Origin of the sequence: Halomonas profundus (assembly GCF_020865425.1) — a bacterium.
In the GTDB taxonomy this organism is placed as follows: domain Bacteria; phylum Pseudomonadota; class Gammaproteobacteria; order Pseudomonadales; family Halomonadaceae; genus Vreelandella; species Vreelandella titanicae.
Window position 1 is genome coordinate 4,947,948 of sequence record NZ_CP086344.1, and the last position, 24,064, is coordinate 4,972,011.

The window sequence follows — 24,064 nt, forward strand, 5'->3', positions numbered from 1 at the left end:
AGACGGCGTCTGGGTCATTCTTAGGCAGACGGGCTAACTCACCACATCGTGGGCACATTCGCCGCTTAAACACACGAGCATAGCAAGTTGAACAGTAACCATGCCCTTTATGGCGTCGCCACAATTTGGAGACTTCTCGACCACACTCATCGCAGTCGACCGTTTTGTGTTGCTTCAAGAGGTTGGCTCCGCTTTCATTCTCCGTTTTAAGCGCGCCCATGAGGCTCTCACTGCGCGTTCCGACATGGGGCGATGAGCCGGTAGAGCACGGCGGCGATGCGGCCCATGGGGGTGATGAGATAACCGCGATAACAACGGCAACAACATAACGGGGGGTGACTTTCGGGGATCATGAAGCGCGCTCGTTTTGACATTACAAGCGACCAGAGCGCTAAACGTTTCTTCAAGGCCAATACTGAGCAAGCGTTCCAACGCTACCAATAAGGCACTACGCTCGCTGACAGCCAGCAGCTCAAACGCCAGGCCAGACACAGGCATTCGGCAATCCGTAACCGAAATGCCCAATGAAAGAAGCGCATCGGCCAGGGGTGACACAGGCCGCCGACTTGCACGCCGTATAACGCCAATAAAAAAGGCCACCATAGAAAACCAATCGGCGGGTGCGATAGAGGCCTGCCTAAACGTCACCTTATCCTGTTCTAACACACGATCAGCCATCACTTGAACACTGAACGCTTCAGGTAAAGGCGACGTGCATACCGCCTTTCTAAAATCGTTATGACACCGGCTGCACTGAGCTAAATGTTGACCTTCCGCTGACAAGCGATGGGGCTCTATAGGGGCCTTGCATACCGGGCACTCGTCTACCAACTGCACCCCATGAGAGCGACACCCAGTGTGCCAAGCGAATCGCCAGTGTCGGCGTAAGTACGGGGTCGAGTCCTCTCCCAAGCACAACGTACATACCTGTTGTCCTCCATGGCGATTTCGATTTCGGCTGCCGAGTGCCAACAACCAGGGCCAAGTACGCGTTTCGGGTAATGAGTAACCGGCCACTTTCTCACAATCGTCCCGCATCCCAGCTTTCTGAAACTCAGCGGAAGATATCCCCGATGCATTGGCTAATGGGCGCATTCTGACGAGGGGAATTTCCCTGTCAATATCTCTCGTCCATATACGCCATGTTGGCCAGATAGCCCCAGTGAGCGACAAGGGATCACACCCCTGTCTCAACGCCGCCCGTACCAGCCATGAAGAAAGCGACTCTTCAGGCAACAGAGGCACACTCAGCGCCCAGGGCATTACAGCATCACTTCCCTAATGCCACGGGTAGGTCGCACCCATGATTTACTCTGAATAATTTTCTCATCGATGCGCTCAGCCCCGGACAAAATAGCGGCATTGGCACACTCAATCAGCAGCCGGTGCAGGTCGCCAAAATTGCCGCCAGAGATCGCGTGGAGCTGGGTCGCCAATTGGGGCTCATGCAGTTGGGAAGGATGTTTGAGAGGTAATATCTTCTCAAAGCCAGCGAGCAGCTTCTGAAACTCCTGATTGAGCTCCCACTTTGGTAACGCGACCACATCAAAGCGACTCGCATGCTGTGGGTCTGAATGCAGCACACGCACAGCGTCTTGCGTCCCCACACCAACGATGGGAATCATTAGCTCATTGCATAAAAGCTTAATGGCATTCATCGTTTCGCGCTGCTTAACAGCACCACCGGTTAACAGAGAGTGAAACTCATCGATGATCAGTAAGCGCGTATGGCAAGCACGCAGTTGATGAATCACCTGGTAGCGCAGCTTGGGAACAGGATCTGTAGGCCGGTAGGGAGCCCAGAAACTCTCTAGCACTGCGATATACAGACTTTTCTCATCGGCACTCGGGGGAGCCTGAGTGACAACAACAGGCTTCACGGGCTCTACGTCTTCATTCACGTAGCCTTCACCGTACTGCTTACGAAACCGTTGAACGATGGTTGTCTTTCCGTTGTTGGAGTCACCCACGAGCAAGAGGTTAGGCATACGAGGACGACTGGGCTTCTCCATCAACCCACGCATGACCTCAATGACACGATTGGCCAATGGATAGCCCAACCAGCGCGGTTGATCCATAAACTCCATTCGCTCTTTAGCGGACAGCCCCAAGACGTGACGAAGATCAGGATGAAGGTGTGTGCTCATGCTATGTCCCAGTTCACATCGATATCACCCGTTAAAAGACCGTCCCCTTGAGCGGGTGTCTCTTTAGGGGCCGCAGTTGAGGGCGCATGTAAAAGGGGATCTGCAGGCGTCACCTTCTTCTCATGCTCTTTACGTCGTTGTGCCTGACGGCGACTTCGCTTAGTACGTGCTTGCGACTCCTCCACATGGGTTCGCAGCTCACTAATAGCGCGTAGAATTTCAGTCTCATTGACCGAGTTTCTTCCTTCCTGCCGAAGGCGCGCTTTAGCTTGGGCATACTCCCAAACACTCATCGAGGGGAGGGCAAGATTGGCAAAGGGCACGCGAAAATAGTGCCCGAGCTCCGGGTCTTTGAACCAAATGACACTAATGTCGCGAGGGTCGCGCCGGAAAACAAAGGTGCGTTTCTTGTCTGGCATGTCTGGATCTTTGGCATTGATCCAAGGTCTTAGCGCTTCATCGTAATAGTTTATGCCATCGATGGTCACACCAAAGGTCTGGATCGTACGCTGAAAGCTGGGCAAAAAATCGAGCAATACAGAGAGCCTGTCAGCAGGCCTCGGCGCTAATCCCACTCCCTGCACATCCGCATTGCCAAACACACCAATTTCCCACTTCTTCATCGGCGACATACCAATCCCAGAATGAAGGCGCTGGTGGTAAACCTTGCAGATCAACGTCACCAGCCACTCTTCAAACTCGCTTTTCGTCATGGCCGCGTGTTTCTCTGGATCGTACCCCTCTTTCTCTTTAATGGAGGAGAAAGTCGTCCCAGGCAGGTTATGAATTTCTTTGAGAAGAGACCCCAGCACCCGCTCAATGTGGCCACCGTAACGAGGCTGCTTAACAGGCCGAAACTCAAGGTTGATCCCATAGGCTAGGCATGAGCGCCTAAACGTCTCAGAGCGAAAATCTGGGCCGTTATCGACATGAATCGTGGCGGGTGTGCCCCATACCGGCCACTCAGCCTCCACATTATGCAGTAGCAACCACTCATCTTTAGGAAGCATGGAGTGCGCCACACACATGCCGACAGATGTTTCAGAGGGCGGGTCAAACGATAAGTAATACCCCGTGACCATGCGAGTACACACGTCCATGGCCAGCGTAATCCATGGACGGCCAATCGGTTTGCGATATACGTCATCGACCAAAATAATATCGGCAGGCGTGTGGTCAATCTGCATGACGGCTAACGGATAGTCCGCATTGGGAAATTTTCCGGCCGCCGGCTGAAACTTATTAATCGCTTTTTCTCTAAAGCCATGCCCACGCAATCGGTCGCGCTCTGGGATGTCGCGCAGACGAGAACGAACGGTACCAGGGCTCGGCGGGTCGATGCGCCGCTCATGGCAGCGCCGCATGACTTCCTGTACCGCTTTTTGTGCGGACGGACGCTGCAGCGTCAAATACACCTCTTTGATGACTTCCTGAATCACCGCCTCGGCATGCGCGGGGATACGCGACTTTCCTTTCTTCCACCCTGGCTTTTGAGGAATTAATGCAAGCACCGAGCCCGTCGCTTTATACCGCTTCAACCAACGGTAGATCGTAGCCGTATCAACCCCCGTTTGTTTAGCACGCTCCTCCGCTGCATCCCGCCCCACCGTATGGCGATCCACCAAGGGCTTAATGATGGAAAAGCGATGCTCGGCCTCCCGCCAATCGGCATCCCCAATCTCGGACATATCCTGCTCAGGGGATACGGACCCGCTATTGAGAGGCGCTAGTTCTTTGATGCGAAGCGGGCAACTACGCCCGGACTCAACGGCAATGCCAATGACCGTCTCAAAATCGAGCACCTGGGAAATTCGGTAAACGGTGCCATCTTTCTGAACCTGCTCACCCACCATAATCTGCAAGTGTTGGCGTGTTTGGGCGACGCCGTTATTGGGTTCAGTTGCGCTGCCACGATGATTATTCATGATCGGGTACCCATACCTCCGATAGAGGACTGAAGGATTGGGCCATATCGCAATCTAACTGCCGAGTCGCCAGTAGATGCCATAAATGCGCAATCCCCTCTGCCCGGTAAATATCGCCCATAAAGTGCCGAGAAAGCAGGTAATCCAAGGTCGCCACCCCCATTTCCCTCACCGTGTTGAGGACTGCCTGGCTTTCGACAGAGGGAAACACCATCCGCTTGTAGCGCGCTAGGAAGGTAATGTTGTCCAAGGTCTTATCACGAATGCGGCTTTCATCATGAATGCGAAACGCCCAGCCCTCATTGTTGGCATGCCGTATCGCCGCCTTCCATTTAGGCGACCATTCACGCCAATGTGCTTGCCACTTTTCCCGTGGTTTGACCTCCACCAGGAGAGGTTTTGGGTAATCCCTGTAATGACGGTTACCGAGACGGTAATAAACCAAATAGTCAGGTGTGTAGGTGTAGCGCCTACCGGTCACGGGATGATGAAACGGGATCTCGCACGGCTGGGAAATCACACCAAGGACGCTCACATCAAAGTCAGCCTTGATGAGGAAATCACGTTCGAGCGTCGACTCGAACGCAATAGACTCCTCCCCGCGAAAGGCATAGTAGCCAGACACACTTCGTCGGGTAGGGCCGATTTTACGAACGGATGTAGGCAGTGGCATGGGTAGTCGCACCAAATGTTGAATAAAACAAGGCCTGTCGCATCAATTGCTATTAATTCTGTCGCACTCAATCCTGTACAGACTACCATAATAGCCCGATATTACGCCCTGAGGGTCGCATCAATTGCTGAAAATGACAGCGGCTCAAAACCCAAACCCGGTGAGATTTCGCTGGCCCACCACGGCGTGCTGTTTTTGGATGAGCTGCCGGAGTTTTCCCGCCATGTGCTAGAGGTACTTCGGCAACCGCTGGAAACCGGAGAGATTCACCTCGCACGTGCCAGTCATGAACGTCGCTACCCTGCTCAATTTCAGTTAGTAGCCGCAATGAATCCCTGCCCCTGCGGCCACTTGGGCGACCCACGCCAGCGCTGTCAGTGTACCGCCAGCCAAATCCAGCGTTATCAAGCACGGCTTTCCGGGCCATTGCTAGACCGTATCGATCTGCAAGTGGAAGTGCCCGCGCTGCCGCCAGAGCAGCTCACCGCACAAACCCAAGGCGAGTCGTCAGAAGCCGTGCGTGAGCGGGTGATGGCCGCCCGAGAACGCCAAATGGCCCGTGGCGCGCTGAATAGCCAGCTAAGCGGCAAAGCCCTGGAAGCCGCCTGCGCGCTTAACGATGAAGAGCGCGCCTGGCTCGCGGGCGTGCTGGAAAAGCTCAAGCTCTCCGCCCGCGCCTATCACCGCGTACTGCGCGTAGCCCTGACCCTTGCCGACCTTCAGGGTGAACCCAAGCCCACCCAGCCACATCTAATTGAGGCCATTGGTTACCGACAGCTGGATCGGATGCTAAAGGGGGCGTAAGCCCCCGAAAGCCACTGGGCGGTTAGCGAGTGGCAGCCAGTGAGTCCACTAGGCGCTGACACAGCGCATCCAGCTTCTGCCCCGTGGTTTCATCGTGTAACGCGCCACTATCATTGAAAGCGCTGCCCGCTTTCGCCAGCGACAATGGCTGTGGCAGCACGACCAACCCCAGATTGGCTAACAGTTGCTGACCAAGCGGTAGCGCACGGATGCCACCTAGCCCACCAGGGGAAGCCGCCACCAGCGCTGCCCACTTACCGGCAAATAACTTGAGCCCCGGCGTATCCTGGTAGGGTCGTGACAGCCAATCCAGTGTGTTTTTCAGCAGCGGCGTGATAAAGCCGTTGTACTCTGGCGAAGAGATCATCACTGCTTGGTGATCCGCCAGAATCTCACGCAGCTTCAGCACATTCTCCGGCACGCCCCGGGCTTCAATATCTTCATCAAACAGTGGGCAGGGGTAATCTTTTAAATCGATAAAGGTTGCTTCCCCGCCAAGCGCCTCAATACGCTTGGCGGCCAGCTTGGCTAGCTGCTTGTTCAGTGACGCTTCTCGGGCACTGCCTGCAAAGACCAGTACCTTTTTGACCGATGATCCCATTGTCATTTCCTCTTTGAATAATGTATTTGAAAGCCACACCATTTATTAATATTTACGCCTGTTGAGCAAGACGTATTTTACGACTCAGGGCCAGACTCGACTTGAAACCCTGCTGCCATTAAAACGTCTGCACTTTGTCATTCAACTATCACTATGACGGGTGAAAATTAGCAAAAGCTGCACCTGCTCTAATTTTTCTTCCTAAATGGTGAAATAGTGATGACAAAGCCGTTACTAGCGACTGCTCTACTCGCCTTTGCGTTTACCAGTGCGGCACACGCCCAGCAGAGTTTTAGCGCCACATTGTCCGGCCATGCCCAGCTACCCGGCAGCACCTTTGTGGCAGCTCCTTCCGGCGCCGCTGAGCACTACAACGTCTCAGGCCGTTTTACTGGCCAAGAGGGCCGCATTGAGCAGTTATATACGAACATGCAAGCCACCGGCTTAGCGCTACCCTTCCCCAGCCAGCCCCTGCAGGGTTTTTCTGGCATTCGCTCACTTGGCGATAACCGTTTCCTGGTGTTGACCGATAACGGCTTTGGCTCCAAGGCGAACTCCTCCGACGTCATTCTGATGTTTAACATCATAAAGACTGACTGGGACACTGGGCGCGTCATCATCGAGGAGACCGTTCAACTATCGGATCCAAACCGCAAGGTGCCCTTCCCGATTATGAATGAAGCCACTCCTGGTCGTTTTTTAACCGGCGCTGATTTCGATATTGAATCGATACAGCCGGTGGGCGATAGCTACTGGATTGGCGATGAGTTCGGCCCCTGGATTATCCAGGTCGATAATGCGGGGGAAGTGCTGCAAGTGCTGGCCACCAATCCTGGTGGGACGCTGATGCGCTCCCCCGACAATGCCTTTGCCCTCACCCCGAACCCTGGCGCGCCTCTCGCTAATGATGTGAGGGTGTTTCGCTCTGGTGGCTACGAGGGCATGGCGCTCTCCGAAGACCAAACAACCCTTTACCCCTTATTGGAAAAGCCAGTCTGGGACAGCAACGCCAACGCCCCGGAAACGATTGATGGCACCCCCGTATTAAGAATGTTCGAGCTCCATACTGAAACCGGCGAATGGGGCGACACAACCCGCTACTACCCCTTGGAGTCAGCGGATCATGCTATTGGCGATTTCAACCTCATTGGCGGAACTCGCGGCTTAATCATTGAGCGTGATAGCCGCCAGGGCGACCCGCGAGAAGAGTGGGCAGACAACCCTGCCGAGTTCAAACGCATCTATCTCGTCGATCTCAACCGCACAAATGAGCAGGGTGTGCTTGAGAAAATCGCCTATATAGACCTGATGAACATCCAGGATCCAGATGGCATCGCCCCCCGCGGCACGATCAACGGCACCTTTAACTTTCCCTTTGTGACCATTGAGAACGTGGATCGTGTCGATGAGAGCACCATCGTGGTCGCCAATGACAACAACTACCCTTTCTCGATTGGCCGCCAGCAAGGCCGCGCCGATGATAATGAGCTAATACTGCTCGATGTAGAGGACTTCCTGAACGCCCAGTAAGGCAAATCAGTGTGAGCATAGAAAGGTAAAAGCACTGAATAAAACCTTAGCGGAATTTATTCAGTGCTCGTGCCGTATAGGGAATAATCTCGCCAATATATTTTACAAAATCTATTGGCTAGCACTTTCGACAAACCCATCTACAAAGTTATCCAGCGCTGCAAACAGCACTTCACGGATGGGGTCTGCCTCATTTACCAAGTGGTGGCGAGCTTCCGGGTGGCGGTGAATTTCGGCATTGGGAAACTTCTTCGCCAGAATCGCTAAATTCCACTCCCAATCGACGGTCAAATCCTGCTCGCCCTGGAGTATCAGGGTAGGCAGTGGGTTGGGCTCCTGGGCCAGTAGGCGAGGCATCCAGCGGCGCATCGCGCTCACCCAGGCAACGCTCAAACGCTCTGGCTGCAGCGGGTCACCCTCACGTAGAAACTCGGTGAACTGCTCGTCGGTAGAGTTGGGGCGATATTTACGCGGCAACTCTTTTACAAACGGGCTGGCAATCAAGTGCAGCCAGCTGGTTTGGCTCCATCCCCAAGGCCGCACCAGGGGCGCCAACAGCACCAAACCTGACCAACCGGAAGCCTCACGGCGGGTGAGTGCATCGGTAGCCAGAATCGCCCCACCGGTACTCTGGCCCACGCCTAGCCACGGCTCAGGCGCCATGCCTTGGCTCTTTAGGGTCATCTGCAAATGGGCCAGACAGTGCTGATAATCATCGAAATCTTCTATTGCCGCCCGCGCACCGCTGGAAAGACCATGGCCGGGAAGATCCCACAGCACTACCCGCCACCCCTTAGCCAGCAGGCGTTCAAGCAAATGGCGATATAGCCCCATATGATCGAAATAGCCGTGCACCACAAAGGCAGTGCCTACCGGCTGCGGGGGGCTCCACACTTGGCACCATAGCGCAAAGCGCCCTGTATCGATAAAGCCTGCATGCACTTCACTGGTATCTAACAGCAGTGCTTCTAAGCCATAGTGATGGAAATAGCCTTGCATAGCGTCTGCCAATACTTCTCCTGGCAACAAGCGGCTAAGGGCGGTATCGCCCGAGGCGTGGCGAAACAAGCCTTCCAGATGTTGGAAATCACGCATCGTTGTTTCTCCATAACGCCATGTTCCGTTGGCCTAGACGCGGCTGTTGAGCCGCATTCCCAAAACCTAATACCTAGTCATTTGGTTGAGCATTTTACCGCATTAGGGTCTACGCTGTTTACATGCCCGAGCAGGTGTGGAATTATTTTCCATAAATACATTTTACTCTGACCGTGGCAAGCACATTCCCCACGGGCATCCTCACAGGAGAAACCCCATGAGCGAGCGTATCACGCGCCACCGTTTACAAGTGGCAGCCGATTTAGATCGTTTTATAAATGAGCAGGCGCTACCGGGAACAGGTGTTGATGAAAACGCCTTTTGGGCCGGTGTGGATGCTCTGTTTCATGATTTGACCCCTAAAAACCGTCAATTACTTGAAGAGCGCGACACGCTGCAAGAAAAACTTGACGTATGGCACCGGGAAAACCCCGGCCCGGTCACCGATATGCCGGGATACCGCCGCTTCCTGAAAGAGGTTGGCTACTTGGCAGAAGCACCGGCTAACGTCAAAGCGACCACTGCTAACGTTGACCGTGAAGTAGCCGTTCAGGCAGGCCCGCAGCTGGTTGTACCAGTGAGCAATGCACGCTATGCGCTGAATGCGGCTAACGCGCGCTGGGGCAGCCTTTACGACGCCCTGTACGGCACCGATGCGATTTCCGAAGAGGATGGCGCGGAAAAAGGCACCAGCTTCAACCCGAAACGTGGCGCCAAAGTGATTGCCTATGCCCGCGGCGTGCTTGACCGCGCAGCCCCGCTGGCCACTGGCTCGCACCGTGATGCGGTGAACTACGCCATTCGTGATGAGCACTTGGTGGTGTCGCTGGAAGGCGGTCGTGAGACGGGCCTTAAGGATTCCGGCAAGTTGATTGGTTTTACCGGCGAAGCGGCCAAACCCGACGCGATTCTGTTAGGTAACAATGGCCTGCATCTGGAAATCCAGATCGACCCTAACGACGCCATCGGCAAAACCGACCCGGCAGGCGTTAAAGATGTCGTGGTGGAAGCCGCCCTGACCGCCATCATGGATTGCGAAGACTCCGTTGCCGCAGTGGATTCAGAAGACAAAGTGGGTGTTTACAGCAACTGGCTGGGCCTGATGAAGGGCGATCTGGAAGAGAAGATCGAAAAAGGCGGCAAGACGTTTACCCGCAAGCTGAACGCCGACCGCACCTGGCAAACCACCGATGGCAGCAGCGTCACGCTGCCCGGCCGCTCGCTGATGTTCGTGCGTAATGTGGGCCACTTGATGACCACACCAGCGATTTTGGATGAGAACGGTAACGAGCTACCGGAAGGTATCCTGGATGCGGTGGTCACCTCGCTGCTCGCGTTGCATGATCTGAAGAAAGACGCTGACCAGCCGCGCAACTCGCGCACTGGCTCTGTTTATATCGTCAAGCCGAAGATGCACGGCCCTAAAGAAGTTGCCTTCGCCAACGAGCTGTTTAGCCGCGTTGAGGATATTTTGGGCATGAACCGTGACACCCTGAAAATGGGTATCATGGACGAAGAGCGCCGCACCACCGTCAACCTCAAGGCGTGTATCGCTGAAGCGGCTTCACGAGTGGCGTTTATCAACACCGGCTTCCTAGACCGTACCGGCGACGAAATGCACACTGCCATGGAAGCGGGCCCCATGGTGCGTAAGGGCGATATGAAGGGCGCCGCTTGGATTCAGGCGTACGAGAAGAGCAACGTGCAAGTGGGCCTGGCCTGCGGTCTGCGCGGTCGTGCCCAGATCGGTAAAGGCATGTGGGCCATGCCTGACCTGATGCACAACATGCTGGAGCAGAAAATCGGTCATCCGAAAGCAGGTGCCAACACCGCTTGGGTGCCTTCACCTACCGCTGCTGCGCTGCACGCGCTGCACTACCATCAGGTCAACGTCACCGACGTTCAGCGCGAACTGGAAGAGTTGGGTGAGCCCGACTACCTGGACGACCTACTCACCGTGCCGGTAGCGGAAAACGCCAACTGGTCAGATGAAGAGAAGCAGCAAGAGTTAGATAACAACTGCCAGGGTATTCTCGGCTACGTAGTTCGCTGGGTAGAGCACGGCGTGGGCTGCTCAAAAGTGCCGGATATCCACAACGTGGGCCTAATGGAAGACCGCGCCACGCTGCGTATCTCCAGCCAGCACATTGCCAACTGGCTGCTACACGGCATTGTCGATGCACCGCGGGTGGAAGAGACCCTCAAGCGCATGGCCAAGGTAGTGGATGAGCAGAACGCAGGCGACCCTACTTACACCGCCATGAGCGCCGATTTTGAAGGCTCCACCGCTTTCAAAGCCGCCTCCGACCTGATCTTCAAAGGCCGCGTCCAGCCTTCCGGCTACACCGAGCCGCTACTGCACGAGTGGCGTCAGGTGCATAAAGCGAAGTAAGATCGTTTTACGGTGTAATCAGCCTCGAGGCTTATGCCTCGGGGCTTTTTTATGAAAGGAAAACAACAATGACCGTCATGACTGCCGAGCAAATCGAACACTTTTTAGACGAAGTGTTTCCCCAGCGGATGGGTAAGATAGAGAGCGTGGGTGAAATGACGGCCACCCTGCGCTTGAAGATAGGCAACGAGCACCTGCGACCCGGCCCGCGGGTTTCCGGGCCCACCATGATGGGCTTTGCGGATGTGGCTATGTACGTGGCTATTTTAGCGCAAATTGGCCCAGAGCCGATGGCGGTGACCAGCGATTTAAACTGCCACTTCCTCCGCGCAGCCTCCGGCGATCACGACATTATCGCCCACGCCAAGCTGATCAAGCTCGGCCGTCGCTTAGCAGTGGGCGAAGTTCAGCTCTTCTCAGTCAGCGACGAAACGCGACCCGTGGTGCATGTCACCGCCAGCTATGCGCTGCCGGATAAGATTTGAAGCGAACGTCAGTTACAGCGCCAATGTCATCAACGGCTCATCTTGCTGGTCGCTAAAGGCGTAAACGTTATAGGGTTCGTCCTGTGGCCCCGGCATACCTGGCGTACCGATGGGCATCCCCGCCAGGCCACTGCCATCTATGTCGGGTTGCTCTTCAAACAGCTTGGTAACCGCGTCCATCGGCACATGGCCTTCAATCCAGTAGCCACCTATTTCGGTGGTATGACACGACCCCAAACCATAGGGCACGCCGGCCTGCTGCTTGATATCATCCAGCTCTACGTCATCTACAATCGTCACTTCTACGCCAAGCTCTTCAAGATGGCACGCATATTCGTCACAGCAACCGCACTGGGGGTTTTAATGCAATGTGGCCTCGTCCGGCAACGCAGCTTGAGCCGAGGTGATACCTAAGAGTAAAGCACTAGATAAAACCGTAGCGATAACACGTTTCATAAGCGGTTTCTTTGAGGTGTGTGACTAGACAAATACCTGCTAAGGGATGTGACACTCTGTTGACAAGAGAAAGTCCAAAGCGATGTATACTCCGATTTATTTCCCCCACGTCACACTGACCGCTAACCCATTGGGCATGCGGTTACTAAGTGTAAGGCGTGCGCTTTGGCGCTGAGCCAACTCCGAAACAATCGACAAACCCAATCCGCTGCCGGCAGTACCCTGACCAGACGCGCGCCTAAAGCGTTCGGTGACTTTATCCAATAGTGCCTCAGGCAGTCCGGGGCCAGTATCTCTCACAATCAGTTGAGGCGCCCCCTCCCAAAGGGCCAACTCTACCTCTATATGACCGCCTTCCGGGGTATAGCGTAAGGCGTTATCCAGCAGGTTACGAAAGAGAATGCCCACCTCGACTTCGTCGGCGCGAACCTCCAGCCGGGTTAACCCTGTTAGCCTTAAGTGCTGATCTCGCTCTTCAGCGAGTGGCCACAGCTCGGCTACCAATTCAGCAATAATCGGGTAAAGATCGATAGTTGCCGGTGAGGTTGTGGCAACTTGATCCAAACGCGCCAAAATAAGCAGCTGTTCTACCACCCGCTGAAGCCGATCCACACCAACATACGCCTTTTGTAATGATTGTTCTCCCCCTGCCTGAGCGTTATCTAGGTGGATGCTCAGCGCCGCCAAGGGCGTGCGTAACTCATGGGCCGCATCGGCGGTAAAGCGCCGCTCGCGCTCTAACGTTGCTTTTAACCGGGCGATAAAGTCGTTTAGCGATTGGCGTAGTTCATTAAGCTCTTGAGGAACCGGGTTATCGATTTTACGTAGGTCGTGGGCGGAGCGGCCTTGCACCTGGCTGGAAAGCGCTTGGATGGGCGCAATTCCCCGCCGAATGATGCGGCTCATCAGCCAAAGGAGGAGTGGCAGCAAAAAGAGCATCGGCAATAAATTGTTCCAGGTGATGCGCTCCACCACTTCATCATGAAACGAACCTTGCAGCCCCATGCGGATCCAGGTATCGCTGGCAACGTCGAACATGCTGAACACCCGCCAACGGTGACCGTCGTAGCTTTCCCAGCGAAAGCCCTCTTCTAAAGGTGCGGGGAAAGGTCCGGCATCATTCCATTTGCCGCCTAACAGCCTGGGTGAGCCATCGGCATTCCAAAAACCCAGTACTAATTTAAACTCTTCCTCGTGGTAAAACTCAGGATCTGATTCAGCGCTGCTCACTAGCACTGCGTCACCGTCGCGATATAGCTGTGCTGGATGGCCTGGAAGACCCATGCGCGAAGCCAGGCGAGCATAGTCGTCAATGGTCGCGTTTGGTTCGAGTTGGCCAGCCACAATCCGGCTATGCAGACTGAGCTGTGTATCGAGAATTTCTTCTAGCTCGTGATCGGTAATTAAGTAAGCCGCGGTCACCGCGATCCCCCCGGCGACAACCATGGTAATGGCCAGCGTGCGGAGTAGATAACGCCGTATCGATATCATTGCGCTTGGCTATCCAGCCGGTAGCCAATCCCACGCACATTAATGATCAGGTGCTTCTCAAGCTTTTTACGCAGATGATGAATGTGAACCTCCACCGCATTGGACTCTACCTCTTCGCCCCAGCCGTAGAGCAAATTTTCTAAGCGAGGGCGAGAAAGCACTCTGTCGGGGTGCCTAGCTAGTTCTAAGAGTAAGGCATACTCGCGTCGCCCCAACTTTACGTCTTTGCCCCGCCAACTCACCGCATGACGAGCCTCATCAATACTCAGCGACCCCAGCGTTAATATCTGTGAGGCTCGCCCCTCAGCGCGGCGCATGACGACACGCAAACGGGCGAGTAGCTCCTGCAAATTGAAAGGCTTGAGCACATAGTCATCCGCCCCCGCATCTAAACCGCCAATACGGTCTTCCATCGCATCGCGGGCCGTCAAAATCAGAATAGGTAGATTGGATTGCTGACGGAGTAAATGTAGTACCTGCATGCCGTCCATATCAGGCAGGCCAAGATCCAAAACGATCACACTGAAGGTCTCGCTTCCAATAGCGCTGATTGCCTCGCGGCCAAGCATAAACCAATCGACCGTGTACCCCTCGCGTTCCAGAGCCGTTTTAATACCATCCCCAAGCAAGGGATCATCTTCAATCAGCAGTGCGCGCATGCTGCTTCCTCAATCTACAAACCGCTATCTTCGCCATCAAAACTTAAGCTTTTCTTAAATACGGCAACTTATACCCCACAACGCATACGCATCTGAACTCAACCAGTAAGCCAGCCACCCTATTTTTGCACACCGCTTACGCAGCTTAACTCTTCTTTAAGTTATTTAGGCTCAAGCTGCCTCTTTCGCCATGAGCAAAGCCAAAGCAGCGCCTTCAATAGCGGTCATTTTGACTCTGCTTTGTCGCTGCCGTGGGCAGTTCATTGTCTACTGACTGATCAGAGCGCCAGAGTATGCACTTACTAACACTTATTAGAACAAACTATTATTTAAAAATACTGGCCCGTTTTTTAGAAAAAAGAATGAAGCGATATTTACTGGTAGGCATACGCTATATCCTCAAAGCGCCTGCGCCAGAAACCATCGACAGCCTTGTGGGCATAGAGAAAATTTTAATTATTCGCCCCAATTTTCGTCTGGGCAACGCGCTAATCAGTACACCCATCATTGATGCTTTGCGTGAACGCTTTCCTTCCGCGCGCATAGACTATTTAGCGACTAATAAAACATGGCCACTGTTGCAGCAACGTCCTGTCAATCATTTTCATTTACTGTCGAGGGCCGCCATTCTCCGGCCCTGGCAGTGTGTGGCGCTATTACGACGCTTACGAGCACAACGCTATGATCTGGCGGTACAAGTGAGTGGAGGATCAACGACCGGCTTTATAGTGACCCGGTTAATCGGGGCACGGTATAGCATGGGGTCACGTAAAGGCCACCAGCGCTGGTACAACATTGAGGCGGAAGGGAAATCATCACATGCCTACGATGCCATCGTTAATTTGACACGTCCACTCGGCGTTGCCTGCCGCAATCGGCCCCTGCTCCAGCTAACGGAGCAGGAACGCGATCAGGGCATGACGAAGATACGACAGCTAGTCGGTCTGCATAGCAATCAGCCATCAGATACAGGCTTTATTGCGATCTTCGTAGGCGGGCATCAAAACAAACGTTGGCCGTTGGCATTTTGGCTAATGCTCATCGATGCCATGGAAGCCCGCAAAATACGCTATGTCGTATTTCTTGGGCCCGAGGAGTTTAGGCTTTTAGCACCCATTGAACAGCGTTTGATGCCATCGCTGTATGGCAGCTTATGTCCACCGCTGACTATCCGTCACTTTGCCGCCGTTCTAGAGCGTGCACGAGTACTCGTGACACCCGACTCAGGGCCGATGCACTTAGCGGCAGCACTCGATGTCGCCACCATTTCCCTGGTACGCCAGAAAAAATCACTCGCCTTCGTACCACGAGAACCCTATGACACCCTTCTGTGGCGCCCAGAGATCAGCACGGTAGTAGAAGCCATATGCGGCAATCTTGACGGGCAAGTCACAACGGCTCCCGTTCATGCTATCTCGGTAACAAACTATCCAAAACAGCGCGTAACGCCACAACCCAGTGCAGCCCCTACGTACTCTAGTTAATGAATTAACGCGCATAACTGTTCGTTAAGTTTTGCATTTTATAGTGACCCTAATATTTCGTTATCAAGTGTACTGTCGACATGGAGTTAGCCTCCATCATGTTGACCATTTTTATGATGGTGAGTGTGTAGCTATGCGTGCTGTTCAACTAAATGTTCTCAAACCCGTGGTATCTGCATGGCTTTTATTTCTGATTGCCATGTCAGTTGTCAGCATTTTTAAAATAGACTTTACGCTAGCAGACTTTTTATATTTTCTCCAGGGTAATACCTGGGCATGGAAAGATACCTTGATTACCCAAGATATTATTCACAAAGGCGGCAAGTGGCTAAGCCTGGCTATGGGCTTAGCCACACTCTTCTTATTACTACTGAGCACCACGATTACTCGTTTTAAAGACTATCGCACGCCGTTTTTATATCTTTTTTCCGCAACGCTACTTTCGGCGTTACTGATTGCGACGATTAAACATCTGGTGAGCATGGAATGTCCTTGGAATTTAATTCGCTATGGAGGAGAACGAGATTTTATTGGCCTGCTCGACATACACCCTCCGTCGATGCCAGCGTCCGCCTGCTTTCCCGCCGGGCATGCCAGCGCAGGGTATACGTGGATAGCCCTCTACTTCTTTTTTGCCGCCACCCGGCCCCAATGGCGATGGGCTGGGCTTGCGCTGGGTTTAGGGCTTGGCCTTACGTTTGGGATCACACAACAGTTGCGCGGGGCACACTTTCTGTCTCACGACCTCTGGACTGTGATGATTTGCTGGACGGTAAGCTTTGTCCTTTCAAGATTCTTATTACTCCCCCGAGTTCATTAATCTTTTCACAGAGAGCTTTTCGATGCCTCCTTTGCTGTCCTTACCTTCAAAAATAGTTAACAACGTTTTTCATTATCGCCCCACATTAAGCACGGAGCAGTTTGTCTTATGGGTCGTTGTCATATTCAGTGTTTTTTACAATGTACCTTTTTGGCAACAAGCTCTTGCGGGTTATGAACTTCTTGCCGTCCAAACGTGGCTAGTTTTTGCCAATATGTTTTTGGTGATGACCTGTCTTAACTATTTGGTCTTCGTTAGCCTTGCTTTTCGAGCGCTGGTAAAACCCTTATTAACCTTACTGTTTCTGATTGCCGCCTTCGTCAGTTACTTTACCAGTTACTATGGCACCTATTTTGACACCTCCATGTTAGACAATGTGCTTCAAACGGACACTAACGAAGCACAGGAACTTCTTACAGCGGGTTTGCTGGTTCATTTGGCCATCTTTTTTGGCTTACCTACCGCCATGATTTGGCGAGTGAAAATCGCGCCTTCAACCTGGAAGAAGGCAATCCTGCGTCGCTTGGCTTATTACCTCGCTAGTACAGTGATATTGCTGTTAGCGATCGTCTTATCTTATCAAGACGTGTCGTCACTCATGCGCAACAATAAACAGCTTCGCTACTTGGTGACCCCAGGTAATTATATTGTATCGATGGCGCAGGCGCTTTCCAGCCAACACGCTTCCGCGAATACGGTGCGCTCCCCAGTGGGAAAGGATGCCAGTATCAGTTTACGAGTGGATGACAAACCCACACTGCTCGTCATCGTGGTGGGCGAATCGGCGCGGGCGGCGAACTGGGGGTTAAATGGTTATGAACGCCAAACCACACCCAAACTTGCCCAGCAGCCCGACGTTATCAATTTTTCAGACGTTACCGCATGCGGCACAAGCACGGCGGTCTCATTACCCTGTATGTTTTCATTACCAGGGCGTGGCGATTACTCCAAAGCCTATGCTCAGCAGCATGAATCCTTGCTGAACGTATTAGCCCACGCCGGGTTAGAGGTCACCTGGCTTGATAACCAGTCAGGCTGTAAGGGTGTCTGCGAGGGAGTGACGACAAAAGCGCTCTCGCCAGAGGACTATGCGTCTTTGTGCCAAGATGGACGATGCCTGGACGAGGCGCTGGTTCAAGCTTTAACCACGCAAATTAGCAGTACCTCAGCTGATCAGGTGGTCGTGCTGCATCAGCTAGGCAACCATGGGCCCAGCTATTACAAACGCTACCCTGCTGCTTACGAACGTTTTGTGCCTACCTGCAACACCGCTGATTTAGCCAAGTGCTCAAGAGACGCCATTACCAATAGCTACGACAACGCCCTTCTATATACAGACACCGTGTTGGATCAGGTAATTGAGACGTTAAAGCATCAGGATAAATACGCAGCCGCGATGATCTATCTCTCGGATCATGGTGAATCACTGGGCGAAAAAGGGCTTTATCTGCACGGCATTCCCTACGCCATTGCCCCTGACGAACAAACGCATGTGCCTATGATTTGGTGGTTTTCCGACACATTTTCAAAGCAGCAAGGGCTCGATACGGACTGCTTGCGCAAAATTTCTGATCAAGCCGCCTCGCACGATAACTTATTTCACAGCGTGTTGGGCTTGCTTGGCGTAGCAACAAATGATTATCAGCCAGCAGAAGATATTAGCCAAACGTGTCGGCTTCCCTCTAGCAGTTAACCGCGTAAGTGATCGTTAAGTATTCAGTGGCAAGATGGACTTAATCTCGCCACGATTTAGGTGCATTGGCATGTCCATATCGCTCTTATTAACAAAAAAAATCGCTTCTGAAATTTGGATATCAAATGATGATGCGGCTCTCAGGTATTGGCTTTGGCTGCCACTAAGAGCATGCATGGTATTAGCTATTTTGCTAACCGTTCTCATCATGCTATTTGAGATAGCAACAATTGAAGTTATCATCGCTATCTTCAGCATCGTAACAAGTAGCACATCTCAGCTATTAAGATTAAACAGTACAAGCAAAACTATGCATCTACTCCTGCACCCTTTAGAGAGCGAGTTTCTAGATTCGCTGGACGCGATAGGTGTGGCAGGAGTAGGCACCGTGGTTGTGTTATATCTTTTAGCCTGATCGCCCTTTGCCATTACACATCCCTGAAGTTTTACGCTGCGGGTAACTGCGCAATCATTCGATCCAGTGTCATTGGGTATTCGCGCACCCGAACACCGGTGGCATTGTAGATCGCGTTGGCAATCGCGGCGGCTACGCCACAGATGCCCAGTTCGCCAATCCCTTTTGCTTTTAGGGGCGATGAAGCAGCATCGGTGGTATCTAAAAAGATCACTTCCTGCTCGGGAATATCCGCATGCACCGCCACTTCGTAGCTTGCCAGGTCGTGGTTGACGAAGAAGCCGTGCTCGGTATCCACGCTCATGCCCTCGGTCAAGGCAGCCCCCACACCCATGGTCATACCACCAATCACCTGACTGCGCGCCGTGATGGGGTTGAGGATGCGCCCTGCATCGCAAACGGCCAGCATGCGCCGCACGCGGGTTTCCCCGGTATAGGCATGCACGGCCACCTCAACAAAGTGCGCTGCGAAAGTACCTATCTCCAGCGTGTCTTTGAAGTCGCCAAAGTTGATCGAATCTTCAGCCACTATCTCTTCGCCATCGGCTACGTCGGCCAGTGCCAGATCTATCTGCCCGGCGACGACGCGGCCATGTTCAAAGCGCGCTTCGTCAACATTCAGGCGTTTGGCGATCTGCTCCTGAAGCGCGACACAGGCAGCATATACGCCAGCGGTGGAGCTCGCTGCTCCAAACTGCCCGCCTGAGCCGGAGGAGGTCGGGTAGGCACTGTTGCCAAGGCGTACCTCTACGTCCTGCATCTCCATTCCCATGGTTTCTGCGGCTGTTTGGGTCAAGATGGTGTAGGAACCGGTACCGATATCGGTCATATCGGTTTCCACGATCAAGCGCCCTTGCTGCAAACGCACCCTCGCGCCCGAGGTCATGGTAGGCGCGCCGCGATAGGCACCGGCCATGCCGTGGCCAACCAGCCACTGCCCTTCGCGCCGGCCGCCCGGTTTAAGGTTACGTTCAGCCCAGCCGAAAGTGTCGGCGCCCTTGCGCAGGCACTCCACAAAGTGGCGTTCGCTGAAGGGCTTCGATGGCTCTTCGGGATTGACCTGGGTGTCGTTGAGAATCCTAAATTCCACTGGATCCATGCCAAGCTTCTCCGCCATCTCGTCCATGGCGATCTCGAGCACCGCCAGCCCCGATGCTTCACCCGGGGCACGCATATCCGCCGATTCAGGAAGGCCCATATCGATAGCATGGTGCACCACGCGACGATTTTCGCCCACGTAGAAGCAGCGGGTCTGATTGACCGCATCTTCACCGCTGCCGCCGGGCAGCGTATGGGAAACGGCGGCGTGATCGAAGACAGTAATCTTGCCATCTGCCCCGGCCGCGATACGCAGACGCTGAATGGTGCCGGAGCGGTGGGTGGTGTTGTTGAAGATCATCGGGCGCGGCAAGGCCACTTTGACCGGCCGACCCGTCTCCCGCGAGCCAAGCGCGGCCAGCACCGCGTCGGCGCGCAGCCATAGCTTGCCGCCAAAGCCGCCACCTACGTAAGGGCTTTCCAGGCGGATCCTGTCAGCGTCGATCTCGAAGGTGGTAGCGAGCGCCTGGCGCGTCCACTCGATCATCTGATTCGATGTCCATACCGTCATCTGACCGCCATCCGACCAGTCAACGATAGAAGCGTGGGGCTCCATCATGGCGTGGCTTTGCGAAGCAGTGCGGTAGGTTTCATCCAGCGTTACCGGTGCGGCGTCAAACGCCGCGTCCACATCGCCTACATTGGTGGTCGGCTCGCCGGTGCTCTGCAGTCGTGTCCAGGCATCTTCAAGATCGAACACGCCCGGCGTCTCTTCGTAGTGCACCTCAATCAATGAAGCCGCACCACGCGCCTGCTCCAAGGTATCGGCAACCACTACAGCAATCGCTTGGTGGTAGTGCTCAACGGTGGCGCCGCCGAACAGGTGGGCCACATTGCTGTCGGCACGCGCCAGCGGCTCAAACTCTAGAGTGGTGATAACGGCGGCTACGCCGGGTGCGGCGCGGGCGGCCGAGGCGTCCATATGAGTAATTTTTCCCCGGGCAATCGTTGCGCCCAAGGGAAAGCCCACCAGTGGGTTGGCCACCACGTCATGCCGCTCGTAAGCGTAGGGGGCGCGGCCGGTTACCTTAAGCAGACCGTCGATTCGCACATGCGGTTTGCCAATAATGCGGGCACGGTCGAACAGGTTATCTTCCGTTGATTGATTAAAATCCATGGGTCACTCCTGAGCCAGCAGCGCGGCGAGCGTTCGCTCTGCCAGGGTAAGCTTGTAGGCGTTCTCATGCGTCGGACGAGCGCCGTCCAGTAAGCGTGCCATGACGGCGGATGCGCCCTGCGGTAACAGGGCATCGGCTTCAGCACGGCGCCAAGGTTTGGGCGCCACGCCACCCAGTGCCACACGTCCGGTGCCATCGGGGGCTTTAACCAGCGCAACCGAGACCAGCGCAAAGGCGTAAGAGGCCCGGTCGCGCACCTTGTAGTAGGCATGGCGGCCCTTAACGGGGGGCGGCAGCCGCACGGCGGTGATCATTTCGCCTGCTTGCAGCGCGTTCTCTATCTCTGGAGTATCGCCGGGCAGCTGGTAGAACTCATCCAGCGTCAGGCGGCGCGCTTCACCCGATGAGGTCACGGTTTCCACTTCGGCATCCAGCACGCGCAGGGCCACGGCCATGTCCGAGGGATGAGTGGCAATACACGCCTCTGACGTACCGATAACGCCCAGCCCACGGGAGTTGGCGCCTTTGCCGAGTGCCGCACAGCCAGCCCCTGGCGAGCGCTTGTTGCAGGGCATGCCGGTGTCGTAAAAATAGGGGCAACGTGTGCGCTGGAGCAGATTACCGCCGGTAGTGGCTTTGTTGCGAAGTTGGCCCGATGCGCCCGAGACAAGGGCTCGGCTGAGCACCGCATAATTACGACGAATTCGTGGATCGGCGGCTAGCGCACTGTTACTCACCAATGCTCCCACACGCAAGCCGCCGCTGCGGGTGGGGGTAATGGCGTTGAGTCCTGTACCCGTTACATCAATCAGGTGTAGCGGGGTTTCAATCTCGTGCTTCATTAAATCCAGCAGGTTGGTGCCACCGGCAATAAATTTGGCGCCAGGCACTTCGGCGGCACGGGCAGCCGCCTGGGCGGGATCAGACACACGTTCATAGGAGAAGGCTCTCATGCGCGCGCCTCCGCCACCTGTTTAATGGCTTTTAGAATATTGGCGTAAGCGCCACAGCGACAGAGATTGCCCGACATCCGCTCGCAAATCTCGGCGTCGGTCATCTCAATAGGGGCGGTCAGATCCTTCGTTACATGGCTGGGCAGATCCGCTCGAACTTCCTCTAGCACTGCCTTTGCCGAACAAATCTGGCCCGGCGTGCAGTAGCCGCACTGGAAGGCGTCATGATCGAGAAAAGCTTGCTGCATGGGATTAAGATGATCTGCTTCCCCTAATCCTTCGATGGTCGCAACGTCATCCCCTTCATGCATCACCGCCAGTGTCAGACAGGCGTTAATCCGTTCGCCATTCACCGATACCGTGCAGGCGCCGCACTGCCCGTGGTCACAGCCCTTCTTGGTGCCGGTGAGTTTTAAATGTTCACGCAAGGCATCCAGCAGCGTCGTTCGGTTATCCAGTTCAAGCTGGTGCTTTGCTCCATTGACCACTAAAGAGACGTTCGAGCGCTCCGCGCCATTCTGCGCGGTTTCGCGATGCCTTTCAGCGCTATTAGGTGGGTTCATAACTATGCGCCTTCCCTGCTCATTGCTGTCGTTTTATGAATGTCGTAACGACTTCAGCATAGTCATGATTGAGGAGAGCAACCCGGCTATTGGGTATAATGGTTTGAAAAAATCTATGGCACCCTCTGTACACGCTGTTGCTACGCTAGGCTATACCAAAAAAGCATGAGGGAGGCCTTACGTACGTCCACTTTCGTAAAAAAAGCGCCATCAGGTAACGAACCTTAGGCGCATAGCATCACGGCGCCAGCGTCATGAACGGCTCATTTTGCTGATCACTAAACGCATAGACGTTATAGGGTTCATCCTGAGGCCCCGGCATACCTGGCGTGCCAATGGGCATACCCGCCAGGCCAATACCGTCAATCTCGGGCTGTTGCTCGAACAGCGCCTGCACGGCTTCCATCGGAACATGGCCTTCGATCCAATACGAGCCCATCTCAATGGTATGGCACGATCCTAAACCATAGGGCACGCCAGCCTGCTGCTTGATATCACCCAGCTCTACGTCATCTACAATCGTCACTTCTATGCCAAGCTCTTCAAGATGGCGCGCATATTCGTCACAGCAGCCACACTGCGGGTTTTTATACAGCGTGGCCTCGTCAGGCAGTGCCGCATGGGCCGAGGTTGCCCCCAGAACCAGTGCGCCAGATAAAAATAGTGATGTCGTTAAACGGCTCATGCATGGCCTCCTTGATGAGAACGACTAAAAAGATATTTAGTAAGCGATGCGATTCCAAGCCCCGCCAGCAATAAAAATGCCAGAGGCATTAACCAGCCCAAAGAGCTCATAAAGGCAAAACAGTCTGCATTCATCATGGCAAAACTCCTACGCGCATTAAAGCAATGCTAACAACATGCTTATTACACAACTGAAGCTTACAACCTATGTGTGACACGGAGGTCAAGTTAGCCAGCATGTTTAACAATGTTTTTTTGATGCAGGTCATTAGGCTCTGTCTGAAAACTCTCGGTTCAGGCTCATTTCAGGTTGGTGCGATATAAAGCTTGGTACACACCACTAAGAGGTAAACACGATGCGCAAGACCTACCTGACATACAGTCTAATGACAATATCACTCAGTGTACTGGCGTCCGCCTCTTGGGCAGCGGGCGAACATGATGGTTCTCACAGTGACGCGAGCAATGCCGATGTTGATCGCACTATTAGCTTTGAAGCGGGCGATATGTGGTTTGATCCTGAAGATATCCAAGTTACCGCCGGTAAAACCGTTAAATTCGAAATTTCCAACACCGGCAATCTTGAACATGAGTTCGTGATAGGTGATAAAGCCGCCCAGGAAAAACATCGGATAATGATGCAAGAAATGAGTGGTGGTCATGGTGAAGGTCATGGCGGGCACGGTGGCCACGACATGGCAGAAGGTGAGCACGGCGGGCAGATGCCATCTATCACCATTGGGGCAGGTGAGACCAAAACACTGGTGTGGTCTGCCCCCTCGAATTTTGAGAGCCTGGAGTACGCCTGCAATATCCCTGGTCATTATGAATCAGGGATGTATGGTGATATTAATTTCTAACGCGATATAACCTATGAAACCTCTGATTAACTATTGCGCTTGGCCATACTGCGTTAAAAATCATCTCAAAATGCTCATTTACAACCCGTAAACTCCGCTTTTTCGTTGATTTTTGCCT

The 24,064-nt window shown here is 54.0% G+C and carries 22 protein-coding genes and 1 pseudogene; 9 read left to right on the forward strand and 14 right to left on the reverse strand.

The genetic code is table 11. The features are described from left to right. Nucleotides 1–174: 174 nt before the first annotated feature. Genes LMS44_RS22485 through LMS44_RS22500 form a run of 4 tightly spaced genes read right to left on the reverse strand, consistent with a single transcriptional unit; the run spans nt 175 to nt 4,745 of the window. Nucleotides 175–1,263, reverse strand: coding sequence for a TniQ family protein (locus LMS44_RS22485; RefSeq protein ID WP_081742677.1), 1,089 nt, complete (start codon nt 1,261–1,263; stop codon nt 175–177). Further along, nucleotides 1,263–2,147, reverse strand: a complete 885-nt coding sequence (locus tag LMS44_RS22490; protein ID WP_027957960.1) for a TniB family NTP-binding protein — start codon at nt 2,145–2,147, stop codon at nt 1,263–1,265. The genes LMS44_RS22485 and LMS44_RS22490 overlap by 1 nt, the downstream gene beginning before the upstream one ends. Beyond that, nucleotides 2,144–4,072: a TnsB C-terminal domain-containing protein gene (locus tag LMS44_RS22495; RefSeq protein ID WP_027957961.1), complete on the reverse strand. Its 1,929-nt coding sequence runs from the start codon at nt 4,070–4,072 to the stop codon at nt 2,144–2,146. The genes LMS44_RS22490 and LMS44_RS22495 overlap by 4 nt, the downstream gene beginning before the upstream one ends. After that, nucleotides 4,065–4,745, reverse strand: coding sequence for a heteromeric transposase endonuclease subunit TnsA (locus LMS44_RS22500; protein ID WP_027957962.1), 681 nt, complete (start codon nt 4,743–4,745; stop codon nt 4,065–4,067). Before LMS44_RS22500 ends, LMS44_RS22495 begins: the two co-directional genes overlap by 8 nt. Before the next feature lie 141 nt (nt 4,746–4,886). On the opposite strand from LMS44_RS22500, the pseudogene LMS44_RS22505 reads away from it, so the two are divergent. Continuing rightward, nucleotides 4,887–5,549 (forward strand): annotated as a pseudogene (locus tag LMS44_RS22505) (ATP-binding protein); the annotation flags it as partial. Between the two features lie 22 nt (nt 5,550–5,571). On the opposite strand, the gene LMS44_RS22510 reads toward LMS44_RS22505, so the two are convergent. After that, on the reverse strand, nt 5,572–6,150 hold the full coding sequence (locus LMS44_RS22510; protein ID WP_258955973.1) for an NADPH-dependent FMN reductase: 579 nt from the start codon (nt 6,148–6,150) through the stop codon (nt 5,572–5,574). A gap of 219 nt (nt 6,151–6,369) precedes the next feature. Between LMS44_RS22510 and LMS44_RS22515 the strand changes: the two genes are divergently transcribed. After that, nucleotides 6,370–7,680 (forward strand): esterase-like activity of phytase family protein, encoded by a 1,311-nt coding sequence (locus LMS44_RS22515; RefSeq protein WP_258955974.1) that lies wholly within the window; start codon nt 6,370–6,372, stop codon nt 7,678–7,680. Nucleotides 7,681–7,791: 111 nt separating this feature from the next. On the opposite strand, the gene LMS44_RS22520 is transcribed toward LMS44_RS22515, so the two are convergent. Continuing rightward, on the reverse strand, nt 7,792–8,775 hold the full coding sequence (locus LMS44_RS22520; RefSeq protein ID WP_089691213.1) for an alpha/beta hydrolase: 984 nt from the start codon (nt 8,773–8,775) through the stop codon (nt 7,792–7,794). Between the two features lie 217 nt (nt 8,776–8,992). Here LMS44_RS22520 and LMS44_RS22525 point away from each other — a divergent pair, with 217 nt between their 5' ends. Both LMS44_RS22525 and LMS44_RS22530 read left to right on the forward strand, forming a co-directional pair. Further along, nucleotides 8,993–11,167 (forward strand): malate synthase G, encoded by a 2,175-nt coding sequence (locus LMS44_RS22525; protein WP_089691214.1) that lies wholly within the window; start codon nt 8,993–8,995, stop codon nt 11,165–11,167. A 68-nt stretch (nt 11,168–11,235) separates the two neighbouring features. Beyond that, nucleotides 11,236–11,652 (forward strand): PaaI family thioesterase, encoded by a 417-nt coding sequence (locus LMS44_RS22530; protein ID WP_089691216.1) that lies wholly within the window; start codon nt 11,236–11,238, stop codon nt 11,650–11,652. 12 nt (nt 11,653–11,664) lie between these two features. On the opposite strand, the gene LMS44_RS22535 is transcribed toward LMS44_RS22530, so the two are convergent. From LMS44_RS22535 to LMS44_RS22545, 3 genes are all read right to left on the reverse strand, one after another. Further along, a complete protein-coding gene (locus tag LMS44_RS22535) occupies nt 11,665–11,952 on the reverse strand; it encodes a DUF411 domain-containing protein (protein WP_258955975.1) in 288 nt (95 codons plus the stop codon). Between the two features lie 252 nt (nt 11,953–12,204). Next, complete coding sequence (locus LMS44_RS22540; protein ID WP_089691218.1) at nt 12,205–13,599, reverse strand: ATP-binding protein; 1,395 nt, start codon at nt 13,597–13,599, stop codon at nt 12,205–12,207. Next, on the reverse strand, nt 13,596–14,258 hold the full coding sequence (locus LMS44_RS22545) for a response regulator (RefSeq protein ID WP_089691221.1): 663 nt from the start codon (nt 14,256–14,258) through the stop codon (nt 13,596–13,598). Before LMS44_RS22545 ends, LMS44_RS22540 begins: the two co-directional genes overlap by 4 nt. 362 nt (nt 14,259–14,620) lie before the next feature. Between LMS44_RS22545 and LMS44_RS22550 the strand changes: the two genes are divergently transcribed. From LMS44_RS22550 to LMS44_RS22565, 4 genes are all read left to right on the forward strand, one after another. After that, on the forward strand, nt 14,621–15,742 hold the full coding sequence (locus LMS44_RS22550) for a glycosyltransferase family 9 protein (RefSeq protein WP_258955976.1): 1,122 nt from the start codon (nt 14,621–14,623) through the stop codon (nt 15,740–15,742). A gap of 133 nt (nt 15,743–15,875) precedes the next feature. After that, nucleotides 15,876–16,562 carry a phosphatase PAP2 family protein gene (locus LMS44_RS22555; protein ID WP_089691227.1) on the forward strand — a complete coding sequence of 229 codons (687 nt, stop codon included), beginning with the start codon at nt 15,876–15,878 and terminating at the stop codon, nt 16,560–16,562. Next, entirely contained in the window at nt 16,522–18,255 is a 1,734-nt protein-coding gene (locus tag LMS44_RS22560) for a phosphoethanolamine transferase (protein WP_278370731.1), read from the forward strand. The genes LMS44_RS22555 and LMS44_RS22560 overlap by 41 nt, the downstream gene beginning before the upstream one ends. A gap of 70 nt (nt 18,256–18,325) precedes the next feature. After that, the gene (locus LMS44_RS22565; RefSeq protein ID WP_089691233.1) at nt 18,326–18,670 is read left to right on the forward strand and encodes a hypothetical protein; all 345 of its coding nucleotides are present in this window, start codon (nt 18,326–18,328) and stop codon (nt 18,668–18,670) included. Nucleotides 18,671–18,701: 31 nt separating this feature from the next. On the opposite strand, the gene paoC is transcribed toward LMS44_RS22565, so the two are convergent. The 5 genes from paoC to LMS44_RS22590 form a co-directional block, all read right to left on the reverse strand. Continuing rightward, complete coding sequence (gene paoC, locus LMS44_RS22570; protein ID WP_089691236.1) at nt 18,702–20,885, reverse strand: aldehyde oxidoreductase molybdenum-binding subunit PaoC; 2,184 nt, start codon at nt 20,883–20,885, stop codon at nt 18,702–18,704. Between the two features lie 3 nt (nt 20,886–20,888). After that, the gene (locus tag LMS44_RS22575; RefSeq protein WP_089691240.1) at nt 20,889–21,839 is read right to left on the reverse strand and encodes an FAD binding domain-containing protein; all 951 of its coding nucleotides are present in this window, start codon (nt 21,837–21,839) and stop codon (nt 20,889–20,891) included. Next, nucleotides 21,836–22,402, reverse strand: coding sequence for a 2Fe-2S iron-sulfur cluster-binding protein (locus LMS44_RS22580; RefSeq protein ID WP_089691245.1), 567 nt, complete (start codon nt 22,400–22,402; stop codon nt 21,836–21,838). Before LMS44_RS22580 ends, LMS44_RS22575 begins: the two co-directional genes overlap by 4 nt. Before the next feature lie 238 nt (nt 22,403–22,640). After that, nucleotides 22,641–23,087: a DUF411 domain-containing protein gene (locus LMS44_RS22585; RefSeq protein ID WP_089691248.1), complete on the reverse strand. Its 447-nt coding sequence runs from the start codon at nt 23,085–23,087 to the stop codon at nt 22,641–22,643. Next, nucleotides 23,084–23,224, reverse strand: coding sequence for a hypothetical protein (locus LMS44_RS22590; protein WP_170834136.1), 141 nt, complete (start codon nt 23,222–23,224; stop codon nt 23,084–23,086). Before LMS44_RS22590 ends, LMS44_RS22585 begins: the two co-directional genes overlap by 4 nt. Nucleotides 23,225–23,442: 218 nt before the next feature. On the opposite strand from LMS44_RS22590, the gene LMS44_RS22595 reads away from it, so the two are divergent. Next, nucleotides 23,443–23,946 (forward strand): cupredoxin domain-containing protein, encoded by a 504-nt coding sequence (locus LMS44_RS22595; RefSeq protein ID WP_089691251.1) that lies wholly within the window; start codon nt 23,443–23,445, stop codon nt 23,944–23,946. Nucleotides 23,947–24,064 lie beyond the last annotated feature (118 nt).

Excerpts from the sequence above, each read along its gene's own strand:
- LMS44_RS22485 (WP_081742677.1), bottom strand. The coding sequence starts at position 1,263 with ATGCCCTGGGCGCTGAGTGTGCCTCTGTTGCCTGAAGAGTCGCTTTCT.
- LMS44_RS22490 (WP_027957960.1), bottom strand. The coding sequence starts at position 2,147 with ATGAGCACACACCTTCATCCTGATCTTCGTCACGTCTTGGGGCTGTCC.
- LMS44_RS22495 (WP_027957961.1), bottom strand. The coding sequence starts at position 4,072 with ATGAATAATCATCGTGGCAGCGCAACTGAACCCAATAACGGCGTCGCC.
- LMS44_RS22500 (WP_027957962.1), bottom strand. The coding sequence starts at position 4,745 with ATGCCACTGCCTACATCCGTTCGTAAAATCGGCCCTACCCGACGAAGT.
- LMS44_RS22510 (WP_258955973.1), bottom strand. The coding sequence starts at position 6,150 with ATGGGATCATCGGTCAAAAAGGTACTGGTCTTTGCAGGCAGTGCCCGA.
- LMS44_RS22515 (WP_258955974.1), top strand. The coding sequence starts at position 6,370 with ATGACAAAGCCGTTACTAGCGACTGCTCTACTCGCCTTTGCGTTTACC.
- LMS44_RS22520 (WP_089691213.1), bottom strand. The coding sequence starts at position 8,775 with ATGCGTGATTTCCAACATCTGGAAGGCTTGTTTCGCCACGCCTCGGGC.
- LMS44_RS22525 (WP_089691214.1), top strand. The coding sequence starts at position 8,993 with ATGAGCGAGCGTATCACGCGCCACCGTTTACAAGTGGCAGCCGATTTA.
- LMS44_RS22530 (WP_089691216.1), top strand. The coding sequence starts at position 11,236 with ATGACCGTCATGACTGCCGAGCAAATCGAACACTTTTTAGACGAAGTG.
- LMS44_RS22540 (WP_089691218.1), bottom strand. The coding sequence starts at position 13,599 with ATGATATCGATACGGCGTTATCTACTCCGCACGCTGGCCATTACCATG.
- LMS44_RS22545 (WP_089691221.1), bottom strand. The coding sequence starts at position 14,258 with ATGCGCGCACTGCTGATTGAAGATGATCCCTTGCTTGGGGATGGTATT.
- LMS44_RS22550 (WP_258955976.1), top strand. The coding sequence starts at position 14,621 with ATGAAGCGATATTTACTGGTAGGCATACGCTATATCCTCAAAGCGCCT.
- LMS44_RS22555 (WP_089691227.1), top strand. The coding sequence starts at position 15,876 with ATGCGTGCTGTTCAACTAAATGTTCTCAAACCCGTGGTATCTGCATGG.
- LMS44_RS22565 (WP_089691233.1), top strand. The coding sequence starts at position 18,326 with ATGTCCATATCGCTCTTATTAACAAAAAAAATCGCTTCTGAAATTTGG.
- paoC (WP_089691236.1), bottom strand. The coding sequence starts at position 20,885 with ATGGATTTTAATCAATCAACGGAAGATAACCTGTTCGACCGTGCCCGC.
- LMS44_RS22575 (WP_089691240.1), bottom strand. The coding sequence starts at position 21,839 with ATGAGAGCCTTCTCCTATGAACGTGTGTCTGATCCCGCCCAGGCGGCT.
- LMS44_RS22580 (WP_089691245.1), bottom strand. The coding sequence starts at position 22,402 with ATGAACCCACCTAATAGCGCTGAAAGGCATCGCGAAACCGCGCAGAAT.
- LMS44_RS22585 (WP_089691248.1), bottom strand. The coding sequence starts at position 23,087 with ATGAGCCGTTTAACGACATCACTATTTTTATCTGGCGCACTGGTTCTG.
- LMS44_RS22590 (WP_170834136.1), bottom strand. The coding sequence starts at position 23,224 with ATGATGAATGCAGACTGTTTTGCCTTTATGAGCTCTTTGGGCTGGTTA.
- LMS44_RS22595 (WP_089691251.1), top strand. The coding sequence starts at position 23,443 with ATGCGCAAGACCTACCTGACATACAGTCTAATGACAATATCACTCAGT.